This is a genomic window from Ectopseudomonas alcaliphila, assembly GCF_900101755.1.
Classification (GTDB): Bacteria; Pseudomonadota; Gammaproteobacteria; order Pseudomonadales; family Pseudomonadaceae; genus Aquipseudomonas; species Aquipseudomonas alcaliphila.
The window spans coordinates 492,323-505,424 of the sequence record NZ_FNAE01000002.1 but is presented as its reverse complement, the minus strand read 5'-3'; the positions used below and the strand labels follow the sequence as shown (position 1 = coordinate 505,424).

14 protein-coding genes are annotated in these 13,102 nt (G+C 65.7%); 4 read left to right on the top strand and 10 right to left on the bottom strand.

Annotated elements, in window-relative coordinates; translation table 11 throughout:
• Positions 1-2: 2 nt before the first annotated feature.
• From BLR77_RS11075 to BLR77_RS11035, 9 genes are all read right to left on the bottom strand, one after another.
• Positions 3-1,127 (bottom strand): lytic transglycosylase domain-containing protein, encoded by a 1,125-nt coding sequence (locus BLR77_RS11075; protein WP_074677699.1) that lies wholly within the window; start codon positions 1,125-1,127, stop codon positions 3-5.
• A 3-nt stretch (positions 1,128-1,130) separates the two neighbouring features.
• Positions 1,131-2,225, bottom strand: a complete 1,095-nt coding sequence (locus tag BLR77_RS11070) for a flagellar basal body P-ring protein FlgI (protein ID WP_074677697.1) — start codon at positions 2,223-2,225, stop codon at positions 1,131-1,133.
• A gap of 10 nt (positions 2,226-2,235) precedes the next feature.
• Positions 2,236-2,898: a flagellar basal body L-ring protein FlgH gene (gene flgH, locus BLR77_RS11065; protein ID WP_074677695.1), complete on the bottom strand. Its 663-nt coding sequence runs from the start codon at positions 2,896-2,898 to the stop codon at positions 2,236-2,238.
• 5 nt (positions 2,899-2,903) lie between these two features.
• On the bottom strand, positions 2,904-3,689 hold the full coding sequence (gene flgG, locus BLR77_RS11060; protein ID WP_074677693.1) for a flagellar basal-body rod protein FlgG: 786 nt from the start codon (positions 3,687-3,689) through the stop codon (positions 2,904-2,906).
• 207 nt (positions 3,690-3,896) lie between these two features.
• Positions 3,897-4,628, bottom strand: a complete 732-nt coding sequence (locus BLR77_RS11055; RefSeq protein ID WP_074677691.1) for a flagellar basal body rod protein FlgF — start codon at positions 4,626-4,628, stop codon at positions 3,897-3,899.
• A 9-nt stretch (positions 4,629-4,637) separates the two neighbouring features.
• The gene (gene flgE, locus BLR77_RS11050; protein ID WP_074677689.1) at positions 4,638-5,825 is read right to left on the bottom strand and encodes a flagellar hook protein FlgE; all 1,188 of its coding nucleotides are present in this window, start codon (positions 5,823-5,825) and stop codon (positions 4,638-4,640) included.
• A 36-nt stretch (positions 5,826-5,861) separates the two neighbouring features.
• Positions 5,862-6,539 (bottom strand): flagellar hook assembly protein FlgD, encoded by a 678-nt coding sequence (gene flgD, locus BLR77_RS11045; protein ID WP_074677687.1) that lies wholly within the window; start codon positions 6,537-6,539, stop codon positions 5,862-5,864.
• Positions 6,539-6,967 carry a flagellar basal body rod protein FlgC gene (flgC, locus tag BLR77_RS11040; RefSeq protein WP_017676466.1) on the bottom strand — a complete coding sequence of 143 codons (429 nt, stop codon included), beginning with the start codon at positions 6,965-6,967 and terminating at the stop codon, positions 6,539-6,541. The genes flgD and flgC overlap by 1 nt, the downstream gene beginning before the upstream one ends.
• A 2-nt stretch (positions 6,968-6,969) precedes the next feature.
• Complete coding sequence (locus BLR77_RS11035; protein WP_072423633.1) at positions 6,970-7,323, bottom strand: flagellar basal body protein; 354 nt, start codon at positions 7,321-7,323, stop codon at positions 6,970-6,972.
• Positions 7,324-7,515: 192 nt separating this feature from the next.
• On the opposite strand from BLR77_RS11035, the gene flgA reads away from it, so the two are divergent.
• A complete protein-coding gene (flgA, locus tag BLR77_RS11030) occupies positions 7,516-8,220 on the top strand; it encodes a flagellar basal body P-ring formation chaperone FlgA (RefSeq protein ID WP_074677685.1) in 705 nt (234 codons plus the stop codon).
• Positions 8,221-8,271: 51 nt separating this feature from the next.
• Here the strand turns inward: flgA and glcC are convergent, their stop codons facing one another.
• Positions 8,272-9,045, bottom strand: a complete 774-nt coding sequence (gene glcC, locus BLR77_RS11025) for a transcriptional regulator GlcC (protein WP_074677683.1) — start codon at positions 9,043-9,045, stop codon at positions 8,272-8,274.
• A gap of 239 nt (positions 9,046-9,284) precedes the next feature.
• Here glcC and glcD point away from each other — a divergent pair, with 239 nt between their 5' ends.
• The 3 genes from glcD to glcF are packed head-to-tail and all read left to right on the top strand — an operon-like array spanning position 9,285 to position 13,060.
• On the top strand, positions 9,285-10,784 hold the full coding sequence (gene glcD, locus BLR77_RS11020) for a glycolate oxidase subunit GlcD (protein WP_074677681.1): 1,500 nt from the start codon (positions 9,285-9,287) through the stop codon (positions 10,782-10,784).
• The gene (glcE, locus tag BLR77_RS11015; RefSeq protein ID WP_074677680.1) at positions 10,784-11,839 is read left to right on the top strand and encodes a glycolate oxidase subunit GlcE; all 1,056 of its coding nucleotides are present in this window, start codon (positions 10,784-10,786) and stop codon (positions 11,837-11,839) included. Before glcD ends, glcE begins: the two co-directional genes overlap by 1 nt.
• A 3-nt stretch (positions 11,840-11,842) precedes the next feature.
• The gene (glcF, locus tag BLR77_RS11010) at positions 11,843-13,060 is read left to right on the top strand and encodes a glycolate oxidase subunit GlcF (RefSeq protein WP_074677678.1); all 1,218 of its coding nucleotides are present in this window, start codon (positions 11,843-11,845) and stop codon (positions 13,058-13,060) included.
• Positions 13,061-13,102 lie beyond the last annotated feature (42 nt).

Below are 13,102 nucleotides of genomic sequence, written 5' to 3'. Positions count from 1 at the left end.
ACTTAGGACTCCTGACGCTCGAAGCGCATCGGCTGAGCGAAGGCCGCCAGACGCGGCGCTCGGGCGTCGTCGGCAGCGAATTGGGCTGTTACTGAAGACAGGGCGACGGAATCGGCGGTGGACTTAAATTCGTCACGTACCAGCGCCTGCTTGCCGGCGACGGCACCGAGCAGCAGGCCACTGTCGGCACTCAGAGCACTGGCCAGTTGCTGGCGGGTCTGCGCGCTGAGCGAGGTCTGCTGCTGTACTTCGTCCTTGGCCGGTGTTTCGCGGCTGGCCAGGTCGCCAAGAATCTTGCGCGTGTAATCGCGGGTTTCCTGGAAGGGAATGCGCTCGATCCAGGCACCGGTGGCGATCTCGCCACTGCGCGGGTCGCCATTGACCTTCAGCCACTCGTCGACGCGGCCGGGGCCGGCATTATAGGCCGCCAGCGCCAGCGCCTGATGACCGTCGTAACGCTGCAGCATCTTGTTCAGATAGGCACTGCCCAGGCGTTTGTTGTACGCGGCGTCCTTGGTCAGGCGCGCCTCATCGAACGGCAGGCCGAGTTCGGCGGCCATCTCGCGTGCGGTGTCCGGCATCAGCTGCATCAGGCCGCGCGCGCCCTTGGGCGATACGGCGTCGACACGACCGGCCGACTCCTGCTGGATGACGCGATCGACCAGCGCAATAAAGCCCGCCGAGCCCTTGTCCCAGACCTTGCCCAGACCATCGACGCCGCGCTGCCAGGTCGCGCGCAGCGGCTCCAGCAGGCTGCTGGAGGAGCGCTGCGGCAGCTCCGCCGAACGGGCAGCGGCGGCGGCCATCTCCAGGTCCGGCGCCTGGGACGCCGAGCCGGACAGCTGCTTGACCAGCATGTCGGCGATGCCGGTCTGCTTGCGCCCGGCCAGGGTCTCGGCCAGCACCTCATCGTAGAAGTCGCGCATGGTGTCCATCTCGCGGCTGCGCATCGGGTTGCCTTCGGCAAGCACATCGCTGGCCTTGCGCATCTGCTTGAGGATCTGCTGCAAAAACAGCGCCTCGAACTGCTCGGCGGCGGCCTGCAACTGCTGCTCGCGGGCAGTACCGATGCCGTCGGCGCTGCCGCGATGGCTGTTCATGTGTTGGGCGAGGGAAACGATGCTCATGGCTCAGATCACGATCAGTTCAGCGTTGAGGGCACCGGCCTGTTCCAGCGCCTGGAGGATGCTCATGACATCGTCCGGGGTGGCGCCGAGGCTGTTCACGGTGTTGATGATGCTGTCCAGGCTGGCACCGTCGGGCCACTTGAACATGGCGTTCTTGTCCTGGCTGACGGCGACGTCGGAGCGCGGCACCACGGCAGTCTGACCGCCGGAGAAAGCATTGGGCTGGCTGACCTGGGGGTTCTCGCTGATGGTCACGGTCAGCGTGCCGTGAGCCACGGCGGCAGCCTTGACGCGCACGCCCTGACCGACCACCACGGTGCCGGTACGGCTGTTGAACACCACGCGTGGCCGCTCGCGGCCCTCTTCCACCTCCAGCCCTTCGAGCATGGCCATGAAGCCGATGCGCTGGGTGCTGGTGAGCGGCGCGCGGATGGAAATCTTGGTCGAGTTCAGAGCGCTGGCAGTGCCGCTGCCGAAGCGGCCGTTGACCGCTTCGACTACCCGCGCGGCAGTCTGGAAGCTGGGCTGGCGCAGGTTGAGCATGACCTCTTCGCGCGTGCTGAAGTCGCTGGGGATCATGCGTTCGACGGTGGCGCCGTTAGGCACGCGGCCGCTGTTGGCGGAGTTGATCGCCACGCTGGAGCCGCTCTGCCCGGTGGCATTGAGGCCACCGACGACGACGGCGCCCTGAGCCAGGGCATAGGTTTCACCGTCGACGCCCTGCAGCGGGGTCATCAGCAACTGGCCGCCGCGCAGGCTCTTGGCGTCGCCCAGCGAGGCGACGGTGATATCCACGGTTTGCCCCGGGCTGTAGGACGGCGGAATTTCTGCGGTAACGGTCACCGCCGCGACGTTCTTCAGCTTGGGGTCGACGTTCGGCGGCAGGTTGATGCCGAACTGCTTGATCATGTTGGCCACCGACTGGCTGGTGAAGCGCACCTGGTTCTTGTCACCGGTACCGTCGAGACCGACCACCAGGCCATAACCGATCAGCTGGTTGCCGCGAATGCCTTCGATGTCCACCAGGTCCATCAGCGGCACGGCCTTGGTCGACAGCGGCCAGCCGAGGACACAGGCGACGAGAATACGTTTGATCATGGTCTGGGCCTCAGAGCGGGAACAGCGGACTGGTGAAGAAGCGCGTCAGCCAGCCCGCCGAGTTGCTGTCATTGAGCACGCCGCGCCCGGCATAGGAGATACGCGCGTTGGCCACGTTCTGCGAAGACACCTGGTTGGCGCGGTTGATGTCGTCCATGCGCACCAGGCCGACCAGGCGGATGTACTCGTCGCCCTGGTTCAGACGCAGCGCCTTCTCGCCCTTGATCAGCAACGTGCCGTTGGGCAGCACCTGGTGCACGGTCACCGCGATGGAGCCGCGCAGGGTGTTCTGCTGCGAGCTGCGCGCCGAGCCGTTGAAATCACGCTCGGCCTCGGCGGAGCTTTCCAGACGGTCGTAGGTATTGCCCAGTACGGTGGGAATGCCGACGGACACCCCGGACTTCTTGCCGAAGCTGGTGCCGGCGCTCTTGCTCGACTGGGTGGATTCGTCGAGCACCACGGTGAGGATGTCGCCGACCCGTACCGCACGCTTGTCGCCGATCAACGAGCCGCTGTAGCCACTGCGAAACAGCCCGCCACCGGTGCTCGGCGGTACGCTGTAGTCCAGCTGCAAGGGTTCGTAATGGCTCGAGTCTTCGTCGGGCAGCATCTCGTTGAAGCTGGCACAACCACCCAGGGTCAGGAGCAGAGCGAGCGGGATCAGGCGCTTCATGGCGGTCACACGGTCTGGTTGAGGAACTGCTGCATGCCCGACGCAGCGTCGAGCACCTTGGCGTTGGCCTCGTAGGCGCGCTGGATGGAGATCATCGCCACCATGGCCTCGACCACCTGCACGTTGGAGCCTTCCAGCACACCCTGCTTGAGGTTGCCCAGGCCTTCTTCACCCGGCACGCCTTCGACCGGCTCGCCGCTGGCCACGGTTTCACGGTAGAGGTTGCCGCCGAGCGCTTCGAGGCCACTCGGATTGGTGAAGTTGACCAGGGTGATCTGGCCCAGCTCCGAAGGCAGGGTATCGCCGGCCAGCACGGCGGTGACGATGCCGTCGCTGCCGACGGTGAAGCGGCTGCTGCCGGCCGGCACTTCGATGGCCGGCGTCAACGGCAGGCCCTGGGAGTTGACGATCATGCCTTCGGCATTGAGCTGCAGCTGGCCGTTCTCGGTGTAGTAGATGTCGCCATTGGGCGCTTCCACCTGGAAGAAGCCGGCGCCGATGATGGCCAGATCCATCGGCTGGCCGGTGGTCTGGATGCTGCCTTCGGTGAACACCTTCTGCGTACCGGCCACGCGCACACCGCTGCCGAGCTGGATGCCCGAGGGTACGGTGTTGACCTCATCGGCCTGCGCGCCCGGCTGCAACTCGATGGCGTAGAACAGGTCCTCGAACACCACGCGGTCGCTCTTGAAGCCGTTGGTGTTGACGTTGGCCAGGTTGTTGGCCACGGCGCTCATGGCCTTGTCCTGGGCGGCCAGGCCGGTCTTGCTGACCCAAAGTGCGGAACTCATGTCGTGTCTCCTCTGTACCTGTAGCCCGGATGCAATCCGGGGAAAATGCTCCCGGATTGCATCCGGGCTACTCGTCGTGTTCTGTCAGCCGTAGGGTGGGCCAGGCGGCGATTCGCTGTAGGGTGGGTTTCAGTGCGTAGGGTGGGCTTTAGCCCACCATTGCAGAGCACGCCGGTGGGCTGAAGCCCACCCTACGGTCCTACGGTGCTACGAACCGCGAATCATCCGGTTGCCGGCTTCGGACAGGTCCTCGGCGGCCTTCATCATCTTTACCTGGGTCTCGAACAGGCGGTTCAGGCTCATGGTCGCCACCAGCTGATCGATGGCGCCGACGTTGCTGGCTTCCAGATAGCCGGAAACCAGTACCGGCGCTTCCATATCTTCGGCCGGCTGGCCATCGGTTCGCGCCAGCAGGCCGCTGGCATCCTTGGTCAGGTCGGCGGCGTCGACATCCACCACACGGATGCGATCGACCTCGGCGGTGACGAAATCGCCACGCGGGATCACCGATACGGTGCCGTCACGACCAATGTGCAGGCTGTCGTACTCGGGCAGCACGATGGGGCCGCCCTCGCCCATCACGGCACGGCCGTTCAGGGTCAGGCGCAGCTCGGCATCGACCTGCAGCGCGCCGTTGCGCGTGTAGCGCTCAGCGCCGCCATCACCTTCGACGGTGAACAGGCCGCGGCCCTGGATCGCCACGTCGAGATCACGGCCGGTGGCCATCAGCGCGCCGGGTGCCAGGTTGACGCCGTTGTTCTTCACCCGCGCCAGGTGCCGGCTGTCGTAGCCATAACCTTCCACGGTCACAGCCTGGGCTTGCTCCAGGTCGGCGCGAAAGCCGGGGGTGTTGACGTTGGCCAGGTTGTTGGCACGCACCGTGAGCGAGCTCATGGTGCGGCTGGCGGCGGTCATTGCGGTGTAACCGAGACGGTCCATGGGTCAGCCTCAGATCGCGCCGAACAGCACTTGGGTGAGTTCCTTGTTGGTGGTCAACACCTTGGTGTTGGCCTGGTAGTTGCGCTGGCCCTCCATCAGGCCGACCAGTTGCTGGGTCAGGTCGACGTTGGAGTTCTCCAGCGAACCGGCCACCAGCGCGCCGAACGGGCCGACGCCGGGCACGCCGATCAGCGCGGCGCCGGAGTCGGCGGTTTCCACCCAGGCGGTACCGCTGATGTTCTTCAGGCCGCCGGCATTGGCGAAGGTGGCCAGCGCCACCTGGCCCTGCAGCATGCGCTGGCCGTTGCTGTAGTTGGCGTAAACCATGCCGTCCTTCTCCACCGACAGGCCGGTCTGCTCGCCCGCCGCATAGCCGCTGGCGCGGTTGTTGGTGACGACGAAGTCGGAGCCGTACTGGCTGGAGTTGCTGTAGTCGATGGCGATATTCATCGGGTCGACGCCCGGCAGAGCGAAGCCGACGTTGACCGGGCCGACCGGCGCGGTGAGCGTGCCATTGGTGCCGAAGGTCAGCGCCTGCGGGCCGCCGACTGCGGTGTTGCCCTGGTAGTAGTGGGCATCCCAGGTGTTGTCGCCGGTCTTGACGAAGTACTGGGTCAGGGTGTGTTCCTTGCCCTGGGAGTCGAACACCTTGGTGGTGTAGGTGGAGTTGTAGGTGTTCACATCCGCCGGGTCGAACGGCGCGGTGGCCGGCACGGTCTGGTTGGAGTCCAGGTTCATGACGAAGGCCAGAGTATCGGTGGCGCGGGCCGGCAGGTTGGCGTTCTGCAGTTGCAGGTCGCCCATGGCACCGACCAACAGATTGCCGGCGGCATCCACTGGATAACCCTGCAGGGTCTGCCCGGCGGCGTTGACGATGTTGTTGTTCTTGTCGGCGCCGAACACGCCGGCGCGGGTGTAGCTCAGGTCGCCATTGGTATCACGGGTGACGAAGAAGCCGCCGCCGGAGATGGCCAGGTCCAGGCTGCGCCCGGTGGTCACCAGGGAGCCGCCCTGGCTGATGCTCTGGGTGGTGGCCAGCACTTCCACGCCCATCGCCTGACTGTCGGCGTAGATGCTGCCGAACTCGGTGCGCGAGGACTTGAAGCCGGTGGTGCCGGCGTTGGCGATGTTGTGGCTGATGGTGTTGAGCTGTTCGTTGACGGCGCTGAGGCCGGTCATGGCGATGTTGAAACTCATGGCGACTGGACCTTTGAATTGAACGAGTTGGAGGGTTCAGAGCAGACCGGCGGTCTGCGTCTGGCCGAATTCGGTGATGTTGTAGAAGGGCACGGAGCCGACGCCGACGACTTCCAGCACCGGGCCCTGGGCACTGACGCGCACCTGGGTGACGCGGCCGGCCACCTCGACCTTGGGGTACTCGCCGCTGTCGCTCTTGACCTCGACCTTGTAGCTGCCCGGCGCCAGGCCAAGGGCCTTGGGATCGAGCTCGAAGGGCACGCGACCCGGCGCCTGGGAACCGAGGTCGATTTCCTTTTTCACGCCATTGCTGTCGGTCACCACCAGGGCCAGCTTGCCGGCGGCATGCTCCAGGTTGATCTCACCCTTGACCTTGTCCGTGCCCAGCTCCAGCTGCTCGGTCGCCACCTTCACTTCCTGGCCGACCAGGCCAGCGGCGGTGAGGGTCTGCAGGTTGTCCAGCAGCACCAGATTGCTCTTGCTCAGCGAGGCCATGTTTTCCAGGCTCTTGACCTGGCTCATGGCGGCGAACTGGTTGAGGAACTCGGTACTGTCCACCGGTTTGGTCGGGTCCTGGTTCTGGATCTGCGCGACCATCAGGGTGAGGAAGTTGTTTTCCAGCTGGGTCGCGTCGCTGACGTTGACCGACTGCTTCACCGCTTCGTCGATGCTGTAAGCGGGATTGTTCTGGCTGTTATTGCTGACCGTGGCCATCAGGATTCTCCGAGCTTGAGCAGACCCTGCTGCATGCTTTTCAGGCGATTGAGCACTTCGACGCTGGTCTCGAAGCTGCGGGTGGCCGACATCATGTCGGTCATTTCTTCGATCTGATCGATATCGGCGTAGAACACGTAGCCCTGGTCATCGGCCAGGGGATTGTCCGGCTCGTAGCGGCGCACCGGTTCACGCCCCGCAGTGACCACGTCGAGCACCTGCACATGGGCGCCGCCCATGCCCACGCTGCGGGTCAGCTGGTCGTTGTTGTAGACGGCGGCAAACACCGGCTTGCGCGCCTGGTACACGTCCTCGGCGTTGGCCGCAGCCGAATCGGCGTTGGCCAGGTTGCTGGCCACGGTGTTCAGGCGCACGGTCTGTGCATTCATCGACGAGCCGGCGATGCGGTAGATGGAGTCGAAAGCCATGATCAGCGCCCCTCGATGGCCTGTTTCAGGCCCCTGAATTTCATGCTGAGAAAGGTCAGGCTGGTCTGGAAGTCCATGCTGTTCTTGGAGAACGCGGCCTGTTCCACACTCAGCTCGACGCTGTTGCCGTCCTGCGACGGCTGGGTCGGTACGCGGTACTTGAGATCGGCGCTGCTGGCGGCGAACGCCTGCTGCGGATCGACTCGCTGCATCTCGCCAGCGAAATCGATGTCGCGAGCGAGAAAGCCAGGCGTGTCTTCGTTGGCCAGGTTGGCCGCGAGGATTTCGCTGCGCTGCATGCGCAGTTCGAGCGCTCGCGAATGCACGCCCACCACGTCATCAATCCGTATACTCATTTACCGGTACCCTTAACCCAAGGTTGTGCCCTGGTGCCTTCAGCACAAAGCGTGCCCAACCCAGAAGAGAGCCGTATCACATTGATTTTCAAGGCATTCACAAGATCGAAAGACGACTTCCGCGTCGCCTTCCTTCCGCATCGAAGCGCGGCCTGGAGGAAAAGCGGAAAGGTTTTTTCCGCCTGTGCGTCGATGCTTTTCCTCCTTGCCCTGCTGCCGCTGAGCGCTGCGCGCGCCGAGACCGATGCCGCCAGCCAGATCGATCAGGCCGTGGCGGTACACATGCAGCAGATGCTGGCCGAGGAAGCCAAGCGCCAGGCGTGGCAAGGGCAGCGCCACAGCCTCAATATCACCCTGCTCAATAGCGCCGAACGCCTGCCGGCCTGTGCCCAGGCGCTGAGCGTGACGGTCAGCAGCGACGATCCCTCACCCCTGTCACGTCAACGCCTGGACCTGAGCTGCGCAGACGCCCCCGGCTGGAGCGTCACGGCCCTGGTGCAGGCCAGCGTGTTCCTGCCGGCCGTGCATGCCGCACGCGTGATCGAGCGCGGCCAGACCATCGCTGCCGAACAGTTGCAACTGCAGGAAGTGAACGTCGGCAGGGCATCACGCGGCTTCTATAACAGCCTCGACGAAGTGGTCGGCCAGGGCGCCAAGCGCCGCGTGCGTGCCGGCCAGTTGATCGCGCCGAACCTGCTGGCCGCGCCCCTGCTGATCCGCCGCGGCCAGCAGGTGACCATCATCGCCAGCCAGGATGGCATCTCCGCCTCGGCCACCGGCGAGGCGTTGGCCAACGGCCGCGAGGGTGAGGTGATTCGCGTGCGCAACCTTGGCAGCCAGAAGGTGATCGAGGCGCAGGTAGTGGAAGAAGGGGTGGTGACCAGCACCTTTCGCTGACGCGTAGGGCGGGTGAAACCCGCCACCGTCATCAGGCGGGTTTCACCCGCCCTACGCCCAGCCTTCCAGGCGCATGGTCGCGCGCACCAGACGCTGCTCCTCCTGCTCGATCTCCTGCAGGTTGTCGCGGATGCTGTGGATATGGTCGCGTGCGGCGCGCTGGGCCTGCTCCGGCAGACGTTCGATCACCGCGTGATACAGCCGTGAGTGCTGGCGGTCGATCTGCCGCTTCTGCGCCGGGCGGTGGTAGAGGTTGTTCACCGAGGCGAACACGGTGCTGAGCATCAGGTCGGTCAGCGACTGCAAGGTGTGCACCAGCACCGGGTTGTGCGAGGCCTCGCAGATGGCCAGGTGGAAGGCATGGTCGAGGCGTGCATGCTCGCGCGGGTCGACCGGATTTTCCTGTGCATGGGCCGCCAGCATTTCCTCGTAACGCCGGGTCAGCAGGACGAAATCCGCCTCGGTGCCACGCAGCGCCGCCAGGCGTGCCGACTCGCCTTCGAGCAGGCCGCGCACCTCCAGCAGGTCATACAGGGTGCGCGGTTGCGAGTTGAACAGGTGCATCAGCGGGCTGGCGTCGCGCTCGCCGCTGAGCTTGGCCACCCGTGAATCGCGGCCCTGGGCGGTGTCGATGATGCCGCGCCCGCGCAGCACCTTGAGCCCTTCACGCAAGGCCGAACGGGAGATGCCCAGCTTCTCGCACAGGCGCCGCTCCGACGGCAGCGGTTGGCCGACTTTGAGCACGCCGTCGACGATCAGCCGCTCGATGCGCTCGGCTACCACATCGCTCACCTGACGCCGCGCACCCAGCTGTTGCCCATCCATTCGCCACCTCCGCAGCACTGGTCGTACCAATTTTTCGACCTTGACCTTAGCCCCTCCATGCATAGGGCACAAGCCAACAGGGATAAGACGTTCGGCCAACCGGACGTGAAAGCCTGGCGAAAGAAACTGGTCCTACCAGCACTGGAGAAAGTGGACGCCGGGGCAATGCGCGCCTAAACATGCGCTCCAAGGTCTCGGCATGACCGCCAATAAAAACAACGTTCCCAATTGAGCCTGCCATGAGCATTCTGTACGACGAGCGCGTCGACGGCGCGCTACCCACGGTCGACAAGGCCGCCCTGCTGGCGGAGTTGCGCCAGTGCCTGCCCGACCTCGACATCCTGCACACCCAGGAAGACCTCAAACCCTACGAGTGCGATGGTCTGTCCGCCTACCGCACCACCCCCATGCTGGTGGTGCTGCCCGAGCGCATCGAACAGGTGCAGCAGTTGCTCCAGCTCTGCCACGCCCGCCGCGTGCCGGTGGTGGCACGCGGCGCCGGCACCGGCCTGTCCGGCGGCGCGCTTCCGTTGGAAAAGGGCATCCTGCTGGTGATGGCGCGCTTCAACCAGATTCTCGAGATCAACCGTGAAGGGCGTTTTGCCCGGGTACAGCCCGGCGTACGCAACCTGGCGATCTCCCAGGCCGCCGCGCCCTTCGACCTGTATTACGCCCCCGACCCGTCCTCGCAGATCGCCTGCTCCATCGGCGGCAACGTCGCCGAAAACGCTGGCGGCGTACACTGCCTGAAGTACGGCCTGACCGTGCACAACCTGCTCAAGGTCGACATCCTCACCGTCGAAGGCGAGTTCATGACCCTCGGCAGCGACGCCCTGGACGCCCCCGGCTTCGACCTGCTGGCGTTGTTCACCGGCTCCGAAGGCATGCTCGGCATCGTCACCGAGGTGACGGTCAAGCTGCTACCCAAGCCGCAGGTGGCCAAGGTGCTGCTGGCGGCGTTCGACTCGGTGGAAAAGGCCGGCCGCGCGGTCGGTGACATCATCGCCGCCGGCATCATCCCCGGCGGCCTGGAGATGATGGACAACCTGGCGATCAGGGCGGCGGAAGACTTTATCCACGCCGGCTACCCAGTGGAGGCCGAAGCCATCCTGCTCTGCGAGCTGGACGGCGTCGAAGCCGACGTCGCCGACGACTGCGAACGGGTACGTGAGGTGCTGGAGAAAGCCGGCGCCACCGAAGTACGCCTGGCCCGCGACGAGGCCGAGCGGGTGAAGTTCTGGGCCGGGCGCAAGAACGCCTTCCCCGCAGTCGGGCGCATCTCGCCGGACTATTACTGCATGGACGGCACCATTCCGCGCCGCGAGCTGCCGGGCGTGTTGCGCGGCATCGCCGAGCTGTCAGCCGAATACGGCCTGCGCGTGGCCAACGTGTTCCATGCCGGCGACGGCAATATGCACCCCTTGATCCTCTTCGATGCCAACGTGCCGGGCGAGCTGGAGCGCGCCGAAGCCATCGGCGGCAAGATTCTCGAACTCTGCGTCAAGGTCGGCGGCAGCATCACCGGCGAGCACGGCGTGGGCCGCGAGAAGATCAACCAGATGTGCGCGCAGTTCAACAGCGACGAGATCACCCTGTTCCATGCGGTGAAGGCGGCGTTCGACCCCAGCGGCCTGCTCAATCCGGGCAAGAACATTCCCACCTTGCACCGCTGCGCCGAGTTCGGCGCCATGCACGTGCACCACGGCCAACTGCCCTTCCCGGAACTGGAGCGCTTTTGATGCAGCATGATTTCGATGCCAGCGCCGCGTTGCTGGAACAGGTCAACCACGCGCTGAACAGCGCCACCCCGCTGCGCATCCAGGGCAGCGGCAGCAAGGCCCATCTGGGTCGTGCCACAACCGGCGAAGTGCTGGATACCCGTATGCACCGCGGTATCGTCAGCTATGACCCCACCGAACTGGTACTCACCGCCCGCGCCGGCACGCCGCTGGCCGAGATCGAGGCGGCGCTGGACGCCAACAACCAGATGCTGCCGTGCGAGCCGCCGCATCTGGGCGATGGCGCCACATTGGGCGGCATGGTCGCCACCGGGCTGTCCGGCCCGCGTCGGCCCTGGGCCGGTTCGGTGCGCGACCAGGTGCTCGGTACCCGCGTGATCACCGGCCAGGGCAAGCTGCTGCGCTTCGGTGGCGAGGTGATGAAGAACGTCGCCGGCTACGACCTGTCGCGCCTGATGGCCGGCAGCTTCGGCTGCCTGGGCCTGCTCGCCGAGGTGTCGATCAAGGTGCTGCCCAAGCCGCGCCAGGTACTCAGCCTGCGCCTGGAAGTGGACGCCCTGCAGGCATTGAACAAGCTCGCCGAGTGGGGCCAGCAACCGCTGCCGATCAGCGCCGCCAGCCATGACGGTGCGGCGCTGCATCTGCGTCTGGAAGGTGGCGAAGGCTCGGTTCTGGCCGCGCGCCAACGCCTCGGTGGCGAAGAGATCGACAACGGCTACTGGCATGAGCTGCGCGAACAGCGCCTGCCGTTCTTCAGCGCCAGCGGCACGCTATGGCGCCTGTCGCTGCCAGCCAACAGTGGTCTGCTCGACCTGCCCGGTCGCCAGTTGATCGACTGGGGCGGCGCGCAGCGCTGGCTCAAGACAGACGCCGATGGCGAGCTGATCCAGCGCGTGACGGCCAAGCTCGGCGGCCATGCCACCTGCTTCGCTGCCGGCCACGCCACCCCATTCCAGCCGCTGGCGGCGCCGCTGCTGCGCTACCAGCGCCAGCTGAAGAACCAGCTCGACCCCCAGGGAATTTTCAACCCTGGCCGCATGTACGCCGAGGTATAAGACGTGCAGACCAATTTGAGTGAACAGGCCAAACGCCTGCCGCGCGCCGAGGAAGCCGAACGCATCCTGCGCTCCTGCGTGCATTGCGGCTTCTGCAACGCCACCTGCCCGACCTATCAGCTGCTCGGCGACGAGCTGGACGGCCCGCGCGGGCGCATCTACCTGATCAAGCAGATGCTCGAAGGCAACGAGGTGACCGCCAAGACCCAGCAGCATCTGGATCGCTGCCTGACCTGCCGCAACTGCGAAACCACCTGCCCCTCCGGCGTGCAGTACCACAACCTGCTGGATATCGGCCGCGAAGTGGTCGAGCAGGCGGTGCCGCGGCCGCTGAACGAGCGCCTGCTGCGCCAGGGCCTGCGCGCCGTGGTGCCGCATCCGGCGCTGTTCAAGGCGCTGACCCGGACTGGCCTGGCGCTGCGTCCGCTGCTGCCGACCACGCTCAAGGCCAAGCTGCCGCGCCAGGTACGCCCGGCCAAGCCACGCCCGACGCAGCAGCACGCGCGCCGCGTGCTGATGCTCGAAGGCTGCGTGCAACCGGGGCTGTCGCCCAACACCAACGCTGCCACGGCGCGCGTGCTGGATCGCCTGGGCATCAGCGTCACGCCGATCCGCGAGGCCGGCTGCTGCGGCGCCGTCGACTATCACCTCAACGCCCAGGAAGCGGGGCTGCAACGTGCCCGGCACAACATCGACGCCTGGTGGCCGGCCATCGAAGCCGGTGCCGAAGCCATCGTGCAGACAGCCAGCGGCTGCGGCGCCTTCGTCAAGGACTACGGCCACCTGCTGGCCGGCGACCCGGCCTATGCGAGCAAGGCGACGCGGGTCAGCGCCCTGGCCAGGGACCTGGTCGAGGTGCTGCAGAACGAGGCGCTGGAAAAGCTCCAGGTACGCGCCGAGCAGCGCCTGGCCTTCCATTGCCCCTGCACCCTGCAGCACGCGCAGAAGCTCGGCGGCACCGTCGAAGGCGTGCTGAGCCGCCTTGGTTTCGGCCTCACTGCCGTGCCGGACGGTCATCTGTGCTGCGGCTCGGCCGGCACCTATTCACTGACTCAGCCAGAACTGTCGCGACAGTTGCGCGACAACAAGTTGAACGCACTGGAAAGCGGCAAGCCCGACGCCATCGTCACCGCCAACATCGGCTGCCAGAGCCATCTCGATGGCGCCGGGCGCACGCCGGTCAGGCACTGGATCGAAATAGTCGAAGAGGCCATGCACTGATCGCCGTAGCCCGGATGAAATCCGGGACAACGAACGTCGTAA